15 protein-coding genes are annotated in these 14860 nt (G+C 71.4%); 10 read left to right on the top strand and 5 right to left on the bottom strand.

The window, feature by feature from the left end; all coding sequences use genetic code 11:
- Positions 1-67: 67 nt before the first annotated feature.
- The 4 genes from NYZ98_RS17525 to NYZ98_RS17540 form a co-directional block, all read right to left on the bottom strand.
- Positions 68-967 carry a TIGR03854 family LLM class F420-dependent oxidoreductase gene (locus NYZ98_RS17525; RefSeq protein ID WP_262843864.1) on the bottom strand — a complete coding sequence of 300 codons (900 nt, stop codon included), beginning with the start codon at positions 965-967 and terminating at the stop codon, positions 68-70.
- A 75-nt stretch (positions 968-1042) separates the two neighbouring features.
- Positions 1043-1975 (bottom strand): EamA family transporter, encoded by a 933-nt coding sequence (locus NYZ98_RS17530; RefSeq protein WP_262843865.1) that lies wholly within the window; start codon positions 1973-1975, stop codon positions 1043-1045.
- A 145-nt stretch (positions 1976-2120) separates the two neighbouring features.
- The gene (locus NYZ98_RS17535; RefSeq protein ID WP_262843866.1) at positions 2121-2888 is read right to left on the bottom strand and encodes an ABC transporter permease; all 768 of its coding nucleotides are present in this window, start codon (positions 2886-2888) and stop codon (positions 2121-2123) included.
- A complete protein-coding gene (locus NYZ98_RS17540; protein WP_262843867.1) occupies positions 2885-3799 on the bottom strand; it encodes an ABC transporter ATP-binding protein in 915 nt (304 codons plus the stop codon). The genes NYZ98_RS17535 and NYZ98_RS17540 overlap by 4 nt, the downstream gene beginning before the upstream one ends.
- 189 nt (positions 3800-3988) lie before the next feature.
- Here NYZ98_RS17540 and NYZ98_RS17545 point away from each other — a divergent pair, with 189 nt between their 5' ends.
- The 10 genes from NYZ98_RS17545 (at position 3989) to NYZ98_RS17590 (ending at position 13565) form a co-directional block, all read left to right on the top strand.
- The gene (locus NYZ98_RS17545; protein WP_262843868.1) at positions 3989-4762 is read left to right on the top strand and encodes a VOC family protein; all 774 of its coding nucleotides are present in this window, start codon (positions 3989-3991) and stop codon (positions 4760-4762) included.
- A gap of 252 nt (positions 4763-5014) precedes the next feature.
- Positions 5015-5827 carry a helix-turn-helix transcriptional regulator gene (locus NYZ98_RS17550; protein WP_262843898.1) on the top strand — a complete coding sequence of 271 codons (813 nt, stop codon included), beginning with the start codon at positions 5015-5017 and terminating at the stop codon, positions 5825-5827.
- Positions 5824-7236, top strand: coding sequence for a Fe-S cluster assembly protein SufB (gene sufB / locus NYZ98_RS17555; protein ID WP_262843869.1), 1413 nt, complete (start codon positions 5824-5826; stop codon positions 7234-7236). The genes NYZ98_RS17550 and sufB overlap by 4 nt, the downstream gene beginning before the upstream one ends.
- Positions 7237-7238: 2 nt before the next feature.
- On the top strand, positions 7239-8360 hold the full coding sequence (sufD, locus tag NYZ98_RS17560) for a Fe-S cluster assembly protein SufD (protein ID WP_262843870.1): 1122 nt from the start codon (positions 7239-7241) through the stop codon (positions 8358-8360).
- Positions 8357-8695: a non-heme iron oxygenase ferredoxin subunit gene (locus NYZ98_RS17565; protein WP_262843871.1), complete on the top strand. Its 339-nt coding sequence runs from the start codon at positions 8357-8359 to the stop codon at positions 8693-8695. The genes sufD and NYZ98_RS17565 overlap by 4 nt, the downstream gene beginning before the upstream one ends.
- Positions 8696-9442 carry a Fe-S cluster assembly ATPase SufC gene (sufC, locus tag NYZ98_RS17570; RefSeq protein ID WP_262843872.1) on the top strand — a complete coding sequence of 249 codons (747 nt, stop codon included), beginning with the start codon at positions 8696-8698 and terminating at the stop codon, positions 9440-9442.
- Positions 9439-10701: a cysteine desulfurase gene (locus NYZ98_RS17575; protein ID WP_262843873.1), complete on the top strand. Its 1263-nt coding sequence runs from the start codon at positions 9439-9441 to the stop codon at positions 10699-10701. Before sufC ends, NYZ98_RS17575 begins: the two co-directional genes overlap by 4 nt.
- Positions 10702-10703: 2 nt before the next feature.
- A complete protein-coding gene (sufU, locus tag NYZ98_RS17580) occupies positions 10704-11141 on the top strand; it encodes a Fe-S cluster assembly sulfur transfer protein SufU (RefSeq protein ID WP_262843874.1) in 438 nt (145 codons plus the stop codon).
- A 73-nt stretch (positions 11142-11214) separates the two neighbouring features.
- Positions 11215-11577 (top strand): metal-sulfur cluster assembly factor, encoded by a 363-nt coding sequence (locus NYZ98_RS17585; RefSeq protein WP_262843875.1) that lies wholly within the window; start codon positions 11215-11217, stop codon positions 11575-11577.
- 341 nt (positions 11578-11918) lie between these two features.
- Complete coding sequence (locus tag NYZ98_RS17590; protein WP_262843876.1) at positions 11919-13565, top strand: DEAD/DEAH box helicase; 1647 nt, start codon at positions 11919-11921, stop codon at positions 13563-13565.
- A gap of 64 nt (positions 13566-13629) precedes the next feature.
- Here the strand turns inward: NYZ98_RS17590 and NYZ98_RS17595 are convergent, their stop codons facing one another.
- Positions 13630-14646: a LacI family DNA-binding transcriptional regulator gene (locus tag NYZ98_RS17595; protein WP_262843877.1), complete on the bottom strand. Its 1017-nt coding sequence runs from the start codon at positions 14644-14646 to the stop codon at positions 13630-13632.
- Positions 14647-14860 lie beyond the last annotated feature (214 nt).

The raw sequence follows: 14860 nt of genomic DNA on the forward strand, positions 1-14860 counted from the left end.
GTTCACCACCTAGGCCAAGGACGCCCGGTCCAGGGTGGCGGTGGAGCGGCCGGCGTCGGCGGCGTCCTCACGCATCTTCTCCAGACATCAGGGGCATCAGTTCGCGGGCGAAGTCCTCCAGCCAGGTGTCGAAACGGGGGGTGGGCCCGGCGGGGCGGACGACGAACTTGGTGATCCCCTCGGCGACGTACCGCCCGATGAGCTCGCGGGCCGCCTCCCAGCCCACGGGCACCAGCTCGGCGGGGTCGGCGTCCGGCCGGCGGCGCAGGATGACGGCGGCGATCTCGTCGGGGACGGCGGCCGCGGCGACCGCGAGGCTGATGCCGAAGTGGTCGGGCTCGATCTCCCGCCCGGCGTCGGCGGCGTGCGCCTGGATCGTCGCGCGGCCCGCCCCGGCCTCCTCGGGGGTGAGGAAGCTCGCCAGCCAGCCGTCCGCGAGCAGCCCGGCGCGCCGCAGGGCGATCGGGCCTGCCCCGCCGAGCCAGATGTCGGGCGGCCTGGCCGGGCGCGGGCCGATCTCGGCATCCTCGACGCTGTGGAAGCGGCCCTTGAACGTGACCGGCCCGTCCTGGCCGAGCAGGAGCCTGAGCAGCTCCATCGACTCGTCGAAGACCGCGCCCCTGGCACCGTCCGGCACCGGGAACAGGTCCCTCTCCCGGGTACGGGCGGGCTGGAGGCCGAACGCGGGCAGCACCCGCTTGGGGGCCAGCGCGACGAGCGAGGCGAGCTGCTTGGCGACGTGCACGGGGTGGCGGCCCGGCAGGATGGCGACGCCGGTGCCCACTTTCAGCCGTGTCGTCCGGGCCAGGGCGTAGGCCATCCCGACGAAGGGCTCGACCGCCGGGCCGTAGACGATCTCCGACAGCCAGAGCGAGTCGACGCCGAGCGACTCGGCGTGGTCGACGATCTCGGCGAAATGCCCGGCTCCGTCGGCTGGTGGGGCTGATATCCCGATCCGAACCTTCATGCGGCCATTCGACCACAGTCCATTCTCGGAACCCAGCCCACCCCGGCGCGGGGCCCCCGGACGGGTGGGGCCGGGTCAGGTGGTGCGGGTTGCGCCGGCGGAGGCGACGACCACGCAGCCGATCGCCGCCCACTCCCGCAGGTCGAGCAGCTCGCCGAGGACGACCAGCCCGACCAGCGCGGCGGCGGCCGGCTCCAGGCTCATCAGGATGCCGAAGACCCGCTTGGGCATCCGGCGCAGGGCCTCCAGCTCCAGGCTGTAGGGGATCACCGACGACAGCAGGCCGACGCCCGCGCCCAGCAGGATCAGCTCCGGGCTGAGCAGGCCGGCGCCACCGGAGGCGATGCCGAGCGGCGCGATCACGACCAGCGCGACGATCATGGCGAACGACAGCCCGGTGGTCCCGGGGAACCGCCCGCCGGCGGCGGCCGAGAGCAGGATGTAGCCCGCCCAGCAGGCCCCGGCCAGCGCCGAGAAGGCGATGCCCGACCAGCTCAGGTCGCCGCCGCCCCACGGCGCCAGCAGGACGATGCCGGTGGCCGCCAGCACGACCCACAGCAGGTCCCTGCGGCGGCGCGAGGCCGCGAGCGCCACCCCGAGCGGGCCGAGGAACTCGATCGTGACGCAGATGCCCATCGGCAGCCGGGCGAGCGCCTCGTAGAACGAGAGGTTCATCACGCCGAGCGTCACGCCGAACGCCGCACCGACGGCCAGGTCACGCCGGGTCAGGCCGCGCAGCCGGGGCCGGGCCACCAGGCCGAGGATCACCGCGCCGGTCGCGATGCGCAGGAACACCACGGCGCTGGGCGGCAACTGCGTGAACAGGTTCTTGGCCAGCCCCGCGCCGACCTGCACCGACAGGATCGCCAGCACCACCAGCCCTGACGGCGGCACGGCCCCGGCGGCCGCGCGCGCCAGGGCACCCGGCCGGAACCCCTCCGGGCGGTACGGACCCGCCGACCCCGTCGCGGACGCGGCGACGGGCACGGGCGGCTGCGGCACGGTCATCGGTTCTGCTCACGTTCCTCGCACACGCGGGTGCGATCGGGGGAAAGGGAAAGGGAAAGGGGAAGGGCGTCGGGGGAGGGGACCGCCGGTTCCTGGGGCCGGCGGGGGCGTCCTTCCCGGCCGGGAACGCCGGGAAGGCGGCGGCTCATTCCCAGCGGAAGACGCGGGAGGCGAGGCCGAGGGTCAGGGCCGCCCAGGCGAGCAGGACCAGCAGGTCACGGACCGGCAGCCCGCTCCCGTGCGCCAGCACCTCGCGCAGCCCGCCGGTCAGCGCGGTGATCGGCAGCAGCTCCACGACCGTGCGCAGCCCGTGCGGGAACGACGTCAGCGGGACCACCACCCCGCCGAGGCCGAGCAGCACCAGGTAGACGAGGTTCGCGGCGGCCAGGGTGGCCTCGGCGCGCAGGGTGCCCGCCATCAGCAGGGCGAGCCCGCTGAACGCGGCCGTGCCGGCGAGCACCAGCAGGGCGGCCCACAGCGGGTTCCCCTGGGGACGCCAGCCCATCCCGAGCGCCACGGCGGCGATGACGGCGATCTGCAGCACCTCCACGGCGATCACCGCTAGGGTCTTGGCGAGCATCAGGCCCGTCCGCGACAGCGGGGTGGCGCCGAGGCGTTTCAGCACCCCGTACCGGCGTTCGAACCCCGTGCCGATGGCCTGGCCGGTGAAGGCCGTGGACATGATCGCGAGCGCGAGCACCCCGGGGGCGACGAAGTCGACGCGCCTGCCCGGCACCTCCAGCAGGGGGACGGCCGAGAAGCCGACCAGAACCAGGATCGGGATGATCAGCGTGAGCAGGAGCTGTTCGCCGTTGCGCAGCACCGACCGCACTTCGGCGCCGGCCTGCGCGAGCACCATGCGCGGCAGCGGCGCCGCCCCGGGCGAGGGGGTGAAGTCGAGGGCGGCGGTCATCGGAGTTCCCTTCCGGTGAGTTCCAGGAACACGTCCTCCAGGGTCCGGCGCTCGACGCTCAGGTCGTCGGCGGTGACCCCCTCGGCCGCGCACCAGGCGGTGACGGTGCCGAGCAGCTCGGGGCCGACGTGGCCCTCGATGACGTAGTGGCCGCTGGGCGACTCCTTGGCGGTGCTGCCCGCCGGGAGCGCGTTGAGCAGCTCGTCGAGGTCGAGGCCGGGGCGCGCGCGGAAGCGGAGCTGCCGCTCGGCGCCGGTGAGCGACCGCGGGCTGCCCTGCGACACGACCGTCCCCCGGTCGATGATGACGACCTTGTCGGCGAGCTTCTCGGCCTCGTCCATGTGGTGGGTGGTCAGCACCGTCGACACCCCCTGGGCGCGCAGTTCCCGCACGATCTCCCAGCACGCGTGCCTGGCCTGCGGGTCGAGCCCGGCGGTGGGCTCGTCCAGGAAGACCAGGTCGGGGCGGCCGATGACGGCGGCGGCCAGCGACAGCCGCTGCTGCTGGCCCCCCGAGAGGCGCCGGTAGGGCGTGCGGGCGTGGTCGGTGAGGCCGAGCCGGTCGAGCAGGGCGGGCGGGTCGAGCGGGCGGGCGTGGAAGCGGGAGACCAGGCGCAGCCACTCGCCGGCGCGGGCGGCCGGGGGGACCCCGCCCGACTGGAGCATCACCCCGACGCGGGGGCGCAGCTCGCGGGCGTGGCGCGCCGGGTCGAGGCCGAGGACGCGCACCGTGCCCGCGTCGGCCCTCCTGAACCCCTCGCAGATCTCGACCGTGGAGGTCTTCCCGGCGCCGTTCGGCCCGAGGACGGCGGTGACCTCGCCGCGGCCCGCGCTCAGCGTCAGGCCGTCGATCGCCACGGTGCGGCCGTATCGCTTGACCAGATCGGTGAGCGCGACGGCTGGGGAGTCCATGCTGACGAGTTTAGGGACCGTCACCGCCGGTCTCCGCGCCGGACCACGGCCCCGTCCCGCGCGGCGGTAAAGGTTGAGGGCGCCTCCCGCCAAGCCGCGCGCCCGTCGGGCCGGGGGGCCCTCGGGCGTGTGACGCTGGCCATGTTCCGTGCCGTGAGGCGCGAACACCCGCCGAACAGGAGGCCCGGGATGCCCACGCGTACCGGTTACAAGCCCGGCGTGCCGTGCTGGGTGGACCTTTCGAGCTCCGATCTGATCGCCTCGACCGGCTTCTACGAGGAGCTGTTCGGCTGGCGGGCCGAGTTCGACCCGCGCCCCGAGGCGGGCGCGTACGGCCGGTTCACTCAGGGGGGCAAGCCGGTGGCGGGGATCGGCCCGACGTTCGGCGACGCCGTCCCCTCGGTGTGGAACACCTACTTCGCCACCGATGACGCCGAGTCGGCGGCCGAGCGGGTCGAGCTGGCCGGGGGGCGCGTCGTCGTCACGCCCGCCCAGATCTTCGGCGAGGGGTCCATGGCGGTCTTCAAGGACCCGGCGGGCGCGGTCTTCATGGTGTGGCAGCCCGGCGGGCACTACGGGGCCCGGATCGTGAACGAGCCGGTGGCCCTGTGCTGGACCGCGCTGGACTCCCACGACCCCGACGCCCAGGCGTTCTACCCGGCGGTCTTCGGCTGGAGCCCGCGCCCGGCCGGTGACGGGGCGGGCGGGGAGTACACCGAGTGGCTGCTGGACGGCAGGCCCGTGGCGGGGATGCGGCCGCCCGGCGACCGTTTTCTGCCCGACCCGCCGCACTGGCTGGTCTTCTTCGCCGTCGCCGACTGCGACGTGACGGTGGCGCTGGCCGAGGACCGGGGCGGCAAGATCCTCCAGCGGCCCCAGGACCTCCCGATGGGAAGGTACGCGGTCCTCGCCGATCCCCAGGGAGCGGTTTTCGCCGCAATAACCCCAAAAATCCCTAATTAGGGAAGTAAAACCGGGACCTTACGGGTTGGCATCATCGCCGGTCATGCGCGGCCGGTGCCGGACCCGAGCACGCTTCTCCGATGCCGTCAAGCGTGCCCGGCCTGGGCTGATGCGAACGCGTCCCCGATTCGGCGTTTCCGCAGGTTAGGTAAGCCTTACCTGCGTGACTAACTGCATCCGTTCGAGGCGGACATCAGGTTGTCTGATGGGAAGGAATTACGGCACACTGATGTTGTGAAAAACGTGACCGGGATGACGTACGCCGAGAAGGGCGCCGAACGCGGGACCCGCGCGCGCGTCGCTCGGCTGATCCTGGAACACGGCCCGATCAACGCCGCCGCGCTGGGCGAGCGGCTCGGGCTGACACCGGCGGCGGTGCGACGGCACCTCGACACGCTGCTCGCCGAAGAAATGATAGAGCCTCGTACGGTGCGCCCACGCGGGCAGCGGGGTCGTGGACGGCCCGCCAAACTGTTCGTGATCACCGACGCCGGGCGCAACGCCTTCGTGCACGCCTACGACGGGCTCGCGGGGAGCGCGCTGCGCTTCCTGGCCGAGCGCGTGGGCGAGGAGGCGGTCGCCGATTTCGCCAGGTCACAGGTGAGCGCCCTGGTGCGCCGGCTCGCGCCCGCGATGCGCGAGGTGCCCGCCGACCAGCGGGTCCGCGTGCTGGCCGAGGCGCTCACGACCGACGGCTACGCCGCCTCGGCCACCCAGGCCAAGTCCGGCGGGGACCAGCTCTGCCAGCACCACTGCCCGGTCGCGCACGTCGCCGCGGAGTTCCCGCAGCTGTGCGAGGCCGAGACGGAGGCGTTCGGCGAGCTGCTCGGCACGCCGGTCCAGCGCCTGGCGACCATCGCCCACGGCGACGGGGTGTGCACGACCCACGTGAGCCCGCGCGCCCTGGCGACACAGAGAAACGCACCGGTGAACCCCCGGCGGAGCGCGATCGCCGACACGTCACAGAGCAGCGGCGTGAATATGAGAACCGACACGTCAGAGAGCTCCGGCGTGACCATGAGCACTTCGCGCAAAGCGATCGAGAGCAAGGAGACCGGAAGGTGACTGTCACCGACCGCCCGGAGCTTGACGGCCTCGGGAATTACAAGTTCGGCTGGGCCGACTCGGACGCGGCGGGCGCCACGGCGCGCCGCGGCCTGTCCGAGGACGTCGTGCGCAACATCTCCGCGTTGAAGAACGAGCCGGAGTGGATGCTCGACCTGCGCCTGAAGGGCCTGAGGCTGTTCGGGAAGAAGCCCATGCCGAACTGGGGATCCGACCTCTCCGGCATCGACTTCGACAACATCAAGTACTTCGTCCGCTCCACCGAGAAGCAGGCCGCCTCCTGGGACGAGCTTCCCGAGGACATCAAGAACACCTACGACAGGCTCGGCATCCCCGAGGCGGAGAAGCAGCGGCTGATCGCCGGCGTCGCCGCCCAGTACGAGTCCGAGGTCGTCTACCACAAGATCCGTGAGGACCTCGAGGAGAAGGGCGTGATCTTCCTCGACACCGACACCGGTCTCAAGGAGCACCCCGAGCTGTTCAAGGAGTACTTCGGGTCGGTCATCCCGGTGGGCGACAACAAGTTCGCCTCGCTCAACAGCTCGGTGTGGTCGGGCGGCTCGTTCATCTACGTGCCCCCGAACATCCAGGTCGAGATCCCGCTCCAGGCCTACTTCCGGATCAACACCGAGAACATGGGCCAGTTCGAGCGGACGCTGATCATCGTCGACGAGGGCTCCTACGTCCACTACGTCGAGGGCTGCACCGCGCCGATCTACTCCTCCGACTCGCTGCACAGCGCGGTCGTTGAGATCATCGTGAAGAAGAACGCCCGCTGCCGGTACACGACCATCCAGAACTGGTCGAACAACGTCTACAACCTGGTCACCAAGCGCGCCGTGGCGTACGAGGGCGCGACCATGGAGTGGATCGACGGCAACATCGGCTCCAAGGTCACGATGAAGTACCCCGCCGTCTACCTCATGGGCGAGCACGCCAAGGGCGAGACGCTGAGCGTCGCATTCGCCGGCGAGGGCCAGCACCAGGACGCCGGCGCCAAGATGGTGCACCTCGCGCCGCACACCTCCTCGACGATCATCTCCAAGTCGGTCGCACGCGGCGGCGGGCGCACCTCCTACCGCGGCCTGGTGCAGATCGAGGAGGGCGCCCACGGCTCGGCCTCGACCGTCAAGTGCGACGCGCTGCTCATCGACCAGATCAGCCGCTCCGACACCTACCCCTACGTCGACGTCCGCGAGGACGACGTCTCCATGGGGCACGAGGCCACGGTCTCCAAGGTCTCCGACGCGCAGCTGTTCTACCTCATGAGCCGGGGCCTCAACGAGGACGAGGCCATGGCGATGATCGTGCGCGGCTTCGTCGAGCCCATCGCGCGCGAGCTGCCGATGGAGTACGCCCTGGAGCTGAACCGCCTGATCGAGCTGCAGATGGAAGGAGCGGTGGGCTGACGATGGGTCTCGACTCCAAGCCTCTTTCGACCCTGCGCGGGAAGTCCTCCTTCAAGCTGGAGGACTTCCCCGTGCCCACCGGTCGCGAGGAGATGTGGCGGTTCACCCCGCTGTCGCGGCTGCGCGGCCTGCACGACGGCACCGCGCCGCTCTCCGGCAACGTCGTGGTCCACGTGGACGCCCCCCCGGAGGTCTCCGTCGAGACCGTCGCGCGCGACGACGCCCGCATCGGCAAGGCCTACACCCCGACCGACCGGGTGAGCGTCCAGGCGTTCACCTCCTTCGAGAAGGCCACCGTGATCACGGTGCCGAAGGAGGCCGTGGCCTCCAGGGCCACCGTCGTCAACCTGCGCGGCGAGGGGGACGGCGCCGCCTACGGCCACATCGTGATCGCGCTGGAGCCGCTCGCCGAGGCCGTGGTCGTACTGGACCACCAGGGCAGCGCGATCTACGCCGACAACGTCGAGTTCGTCGTGGGCGACGGGGCGACCCTCAAGGTCGTCAGCCTCCAGGACTGGGCGCCCGACGCCGTGCACGTCTCCCAGCACCACGCCCACCTCGGGCGCGACGCCACGTTCAAGAGCTTCGTGGTCACCATGGGCGGCGACCTCGTGCGCCTGTCGCCCTCGGTGTCCTACACCGGGCGCGGCGGCGACGCCGACCTGAGCGGCCTGTACTTCGTGGACGCCGGCCAGCACATCGAGCACCGCCTGCTCGTCGACCACACCGTGCCCGACTGCCGGAGCAACGTCGACTACCGCGGCGCCCTCCAGGGCGACCAGGCGCACGCCGTGTGGATCGGCGACGTGATCATCCGCGTCGAGGCCACCGGCACCGACACCTACGAGCTGAACCGCAACCTCATCCTCACCGACGGCGCCCGCGCCGACTCGGTGCCGAACCTCGAGATCCTCACCGGCGAGGTCGCCGGCGCCGGCCACGCCTCGGCGTCCGGCCGCATGGACGACGAGCACATCTTCTACCTCCAGGCCAGGGGCATCCCCTACGAGGAGGCGCGCCGCCTGGTGATCAGAGGCTACTTCGCCCAGCTGATCGAGAAGATCGAGGTCCAGGAGATCCGCGACCGGGTGCTCGCGGCGGTGGAGGCGGAGCTCGCGCGATGACGTTCGTGAATGTCTGTTCTCTGTCCGACATCCCCGACGGTGGCGTCGCGGGGGTCGAGGTCGAGGGCAAGCCGGTCGCGCTGGTCCGCAAGGACGGCGAGGTGTTCGCCCTGCACGACGTCTGTTCGCACGCCGAGGTACGGCTGAGCGAGGGCGACGTGTACGACGAGACGCTGGAGTGCTGGCTGCACGGCTCGTGCTTCGACATCCGCACGGGCAAGCCGACCGGTCCGCCGGCGGTCAGGCCCGTCCCGGTCTACCGAGTGAAGCTCGAAGGCGACGACGTGTTCGTCTCGCTGGACAGCGCCGACAATGCCGAAAATGGGGAGTCTTAAGTGTCCACCCTGGAAATTCGTGACCTGCATGTCTCCGTGGAGGACAAGGAGATCCTGCGCGGAGTCGATCTGACCGTCAGCGCGGGGGAGACCCATGCCCTCATGGGGCCGAACGGCTCCGGCAAGTCGACGCTGGCGTACGCGATCGCCGGTCACCCGAAATACACCATCACCTCCGGCACGGTGACCCTCGACGGCGAGGACGTGCTGGCGCTGACCGTCGACGAGCGCGCCCGCGCCGGGCTGTTCCTCGCCATGCAGTACCCCGTCGAGGTCCCCGGCGTGTCGGTGTCGAACTTCCTGCGCAGCGCCGTGACGGCCGTGCGCGGTGAGGCGCCCAAGCTGCGCGTCTTCACCAAGGAGCTCAAGGCGGGCATGGACGCCCTGGCCATCGACGCCGCCTTCGCCACGCGCAACCTCAACGAGGGCTTCTCCGGCGGCGAGAAGAAGCGCCACGAGATCCTGCAGCTGGAGCTGCTCAAGCCGAAGATCGCCATCCTCGACGAGACCGACTCCGGCCTCGACGTCGACGCGCTGCGCGTCGTGTCCGAGGGCGTCAACCGGTTCGGCGCGGGCGGCGACACCGGCGTGCTGCTGATCACCCACTACACCCGCATCCTGCGCTACGTGAAGCCGGACTTCGTCCACGTCTTCTCGGCCGGGCGGATCGTCGAAGAGGGCGGGCCCGAGCTCGCCGACAAGCTCGAGGCCGAGGGCTACGAGCATTACACGAAGGCGAATGCATGACCCACAGCATGTTCGACGTGGAGAGGATCAGGAAGGACTTCCCGATCCTCTCCCGCGAGCTGCCCGGCGACAGGCCGCTGGTCTACCTCGACTCGGGCAACTCCTCGCAGAAGCCCTCCTTGGTGATCAACACCATGCGTGACCACCTCGAGCAGCACTACAGCAACGTCGGCCGCGCCCTGCACGTGCTCGGCAGCGAGTCGACCGAGGCCTACGAGGGCGCCCGCGACAAGGTGGCCGCCTTCGTCGGGGCGCCGGACCGCGACGAAGTGATCTTCACCAAGAACGCCACCGAGGCGATCAACCTGGTGGCCTACGCGTTCGGCAACCCGACCGGCACCGACGAGCGGTTCCGCCTCGGCCCCGGCGACGAGATCCTCGTCTCGGAGATGGAGCACCACTCCAACATCGTGCCCTGGCAGCTCCTCGCCCAGCGCACCGGCGCGACCCTGCGCTGGTTCCCCGTCACCGACGAGGGCCGCCTGGACCTGTCCGGCCTGGACGAGCTGCTCAACGAGCGCACCAAGATCGTGTCGATCGTCCACCAGTCCAACGTCCTCGGCACGGTCAACCCGGTCGCCGAGGTGCTCGCGCGGGCGCGCCAGACAGGCGCGCTGATGATGCTCGACGCCTCGCAGTCGGTGCCCCACCGCGCGGTCGACGTGGCCGCGCTCGGCGTGGACTTCGTGGCCTTCACCGGGCACAAGATGGTCGGCCCGTCCGGCATCGGCGTGCTGTGGGGCCGCCGCGAGCTGCTGGAGGCCATGCCGCCGTTCCTCGGCGGCGGCGAGATGATCGAGGCGGTCTGGATGGACCGCTCGACCTACGCCCCGGTGCCGCACAAGTTCGAGGCGGGCACGCCGCCGATCGTCGAGGCGATCGGCCTCGGCGCGGCCGTGGACTACCTCACGGGCATCGGCATGGCCGACGTGATGCAACATGAGCACGACCTCACCGTCTACGGCCTCCAGGCGCTCGGAGAGGTCCCCGGCCTGCGGATCATCGGCCCGGAGACGGCCGAGGAGCGCGGTGGCACACTTTCGTTCACGATCCCGGGCATCCACCCCCACGATGTGGGGCAGATCCTTGACGACCGGTTCGGCGTCGCGGTACGGGTCGGGCACCACTGCGCCCGGCCGCTGCACCTCCGCTTCGGAATACCGGCGACCACGCGGGCGTCTTTCTACCTGTACAACACCACGGACGAGATCGACGCACTGGTCCGCGGCCTCCACCACGTCCAGAAGGTGTTCGGATAGACATGATCGCCGAGTCGCTCTACCAGGAGCTGATCCTGGAGCACTACAAGCATCCGCAGGGCCGCGGCCTGCGCGAGCCCTACGACGCCGAGGTCCACCACGTGAACCCGACCTGCGGCGACGAGGTGACGATGCGGGTGAAACTGGGTGATGGCGGTAAGGTCGAAGACGTCTCCTACGACGGCCAGGGCTGTTCGATCAGCCAGGCCGCCGCGTCGGTGCTCCACGAACTGACGACCGGCTCGACCGTGAGCCAGTCCCTGGCGGTCGTGGACGAGTTCACCCGGCTCATGCAGGGCCGTGGCCAGGTGGAGGCGGACGAGGACGTCCTCGGTGACGCCGTGGCGTTCGCCGGCGTGGCCAAGTACCCGGCCAGGGTGAAGTGCGCCCTGCTCGCCTGGATGGCCTACAAGGACGCAGTGGTGAGGAGCTCGGCGTGAGCGAACATGACCGAGCCGACGACGGTGGCCGTGCCCGACGCACGGCCGGAGTGCTGAGAGGCCAGGAGGCCGCGTGAGCAAGCCTGTGGAGACCCCCACCGGGTTCGACGGGGTGACGACGCTGGACGAGGTCCTCGAAGCCCTCAAGGACGTCGTGGACCCCGAGCTGGGAATCAACGTGGTTGACCTCGGCTTGGTGTATGGTGTGAATCTTGACGCCGGAGATTCTGGCGCGGCGCCGGTCGCGACCCTCGACATGACGCTGACCAGTGCGGCCTGCCCGCTGACCGATGTCATCGAGGAACAGGCGCACTCCGCTCTGGAGGGCATGGTCTCCGACGTTAAGATCAACTGGGTCTGGCTTCCCCCGTGGGGGCCTGACAAGATCACTGACGAGGGGCGCGAGCAGCTTCGCATGCTCGGCTTCAACGTCTGATCGACGAATGTCCCGGTCATCTCCGGGACGATGCTCGACCGCCGGGTCCTGCGCGTGACGTTCACACGGGCGTCTCTCCCGGCCCTTGCTTGACCGTGGTACGGCCACGCCGGAGGCTTGATCGCCAGGCGCGGGCCGCACCCGCTTGATCGCGGCCTGACCAGGTTGGGTTAGACTCCATCTCGCCCATGATGAGTGGTGCCCGCGATATCGCGTGAAACGCACCACTCGGCGTCCCCCCGGACGCCCACGTGTTCGAGTACGGCCCATGCCGTACGCCCCGGCTCGTCCTTTCGCAGAAGTGACGTGCCATGTCCTTCGATCGAAAGGCACGACAAATCGTGACCAGCATTAACGCCGCCATGCCCGCCGCCGCCCCGACCGGGCCCGGGCACGATGAGGTGGCGCCGACCGCGCTGCCCGACCAGGCGGTGTCCACCAAGACGGGCCCCGCCACCGAGGTGGCCGCGACGGCGGAGGAGATCCCCGCCGGCCCGCCGGAGTTCTCCCTGCTCGGCCTGCCCAAGCCCCTGGTGACCGGCCTCGCCCGCCAGGGCATCGCCAGCCCCTTCCCGATCCAGCGGGCCACCATCCCCGACATCCTCGCGGGCCGCCACGTCCTCGGCCGCGGCCAGACCGGCTCCGGCAAGACCCTGGCCTTCGGCCTGCCGGCCATGACGCTGGTCTCCGGCACCAAGGCCGCCCCGCGCCGCCCGCTGGCCATCGTGCTGGTGCCCACCCGCGAGCTGGCCATGCAGGTCACCGACGCGCTCGAGCCCCTCGGCCGCGGCCTGTACCTGCGCATGAAGACGGTCGTCGGCGGCATGTCGATGGGCCGCCAGATCGAGGCCCTGCGCCGCGGCGTCGAGATCGTCGTCGCCACCCCCGGCCGGCTCACCGACCTCATCCAGCAGGGCGAGTGCTCGCTGGAGGACGTCAGGGTGACCGTGATCGACGAGGCCGACCACATGTGCGACCTCGGCTTCTTCCCCGTGGTCAGCGCGCTGCTCGAGCAGACCCCCACCGACAGCCAGCGCCTGCTGTTCTCCGCGACCCTCGACGGCGACGTCGACAAGCTCGTCCGCCGCTTCCTGAAGGACCCGGTGACCCACTCCCTGGAGCCGGCCACCTCCTCGGTGGTCACCATGGAGCACCACGTGCTCCAGGTCTCCCGGGACGACAAGTTCGCCATCACCGCGGAGATCGCCAACCGCGAGGGCCGCACGATCATGTTCGTGCGCACCCAGCACGGCGTCGACCGCCTGGTCAAGCAGCTGGCCCGGGTCGGCGTCCGCGCCGGCGGCCTGCACGGCGGCAAGCGGCAGAACCAGCGCACCCGCATCCTCGCCGAGTTCCGCGAGGGCACCATCGGCGTGCTCGTCTGCACCGACGTCGCCGCCCGCGGCATCCACGTCGACGACGTCAGCCTGGTCCTGCACGTCGACCCGCCGATGGACCACAAGAGCTACCTGCACCGCGGCGGCCGTACGGCCCGCGCCGGCGAGCGCGGCACCGTCATGACCCTGGTGCTGCCGAACGAGCGCCGGGCCACCGAGACGATGACCCGCCGCGCCGGCGTCGAGCCGTTCCGGCTCAGGGCCACGCCGGGTCACCCGCGTCTGGCCGAGGTGGCCGGCGCCCAGCAGCCGAGCGGCGTGGAGATCCCCGTGTGGGAGCCCTCCGCCCCGGCCGCCAAGCGCCCCCGCCGCGAGGGCGGCGGCCACGGCGGCGGCGACCGGCGTCCGCGCCGGTTCCACGACCGCTCCGCCGAGGGCGGCGAGCGACGCGACGGCGGCCTGCCGGCGCAGCGCCCGGCCGAGGGGTACCGCTCCGGCGGGCCGCGCGGCGAGTTCCGCCCCGACGCCCGTCCCGAGCGCCGTCCGGAGAACCGCGGCGCCCCCGGCACCCGTGGCTCGGGCTTCCGCGGCGGCCGTCCCGGCACCGGCACGACCGACCGCTCCGGTGGCGGCCGCGGCTACGGCCGCTGACCGACCGCTTCACGCCAAGGCCCCGACCGCTCCGGCGGCCGGGGCCTTGGCCGCTGGACGTGATCTAGGCGGGTGGGGGAGCGGTGCTTCCGCGCGGGGTGAGCCGGGCCGCGTGGTCCTCGAACCCCGTCACCCGCTCGCCCGCGATCAGTGACAGCAGCCGCCGCGCGGCGTGCGCCCCGTACGCGGGGATGTCACGGCTCAGGGCGGTCAGCGGCGGCCGGACCACCTGCGACAGCGGCGAGTCGTCCCAGGCCACGATCGACAGGTCGCCCGGCACGGTGAGCCGCATCTCCTGGGCCACCGACAGCCCGGCGACCGCCATGATGTCGTTGTCGTACACGACGGCGGTGGGCCGGGAGGACGAGCTGAGCAGCCTCCTGGTCGCCCGCGCCCCCTCCTCGCCGGTGTAGTCGGTGTGCACGGTGAGGGCCTCGGTCAGCCCCAGATCCGCGCAGACCTCGGCGAACGCCTGGTCGCGCAGCACGGTGTGCACGAGCTTGGGCAGGCCGGCCACCCGTGCGACGCGCCGGTGGCCGAGCGCGGCGAGGTACTCCACGGTCTCGCGGACCGCGATGCCGTCGTCGGACCAGACCGGCAGCAGCGACCCCGACTCCGACGGGTGGCCGAGCACCACCACCGGCATCCCCATCGACTCCATCTCGGTCACCCGGGAGTCGGAGAAGTGCAGGTCGACCAGGATCGCGCCGTCGACGCGGCCCTCCCCCCACCAGCGCCGGTAGACCGCCATCTCCTCGTCGTGGTTCCCGACCACCTGGAGCATCAGGGCGTACGACCGGGCGGCCAACTCGCCCTCGATGCCGCTGATCAGTCCCATGAAGAACGGCTCGACGCCGAGGAAGCGGGCGGGCCGGCACAGGGCGAGCCCCACGGTGTTGGCCCTGGCGCCGTTCAGCGCGCGGGCGGCGCTGTTGGGCCGCCAGCCGATCTCCTCGGCGATGGCCAGGATGCGCTCACGGGTGGAGGCCGACACGCCGGGCTGCCCGTTGAGCGCGTACGACACCGCCCCCTTGGAGACCCCCGCCTGCCTGGCGATGTCGGCGATCGTCGGTCGCTTCACGGGCCCCCCTCGCTGAACCGGTCTAGACCACCGCGGTTTCACGTACCCTACTATGCTCCCCGGCCGGGGTAATGCCCTGGCCCGCGCTCTTTACCGCCAAGGTGGGCGACCGGCCCGGCCGCGCGGCGGGGCGGGTGGGCACGGCGTCCAAGGCGGTGCCGCCCGCCCGTCGGCACCCCTGACAAGGCGACCGTATTTTCGCGTTACTTATCCG

Origin of the sequence: Sphaerisporangium corydalis (genome assembly GCF_025506355.1) — a bacterium.
Lineage (GTDB): Bacteria > Actinomycetota > Actinomycetes > Streptosporangiales > Streptosporangiaceae > Sphaerisporangium > Sphaerisporangium corydalis.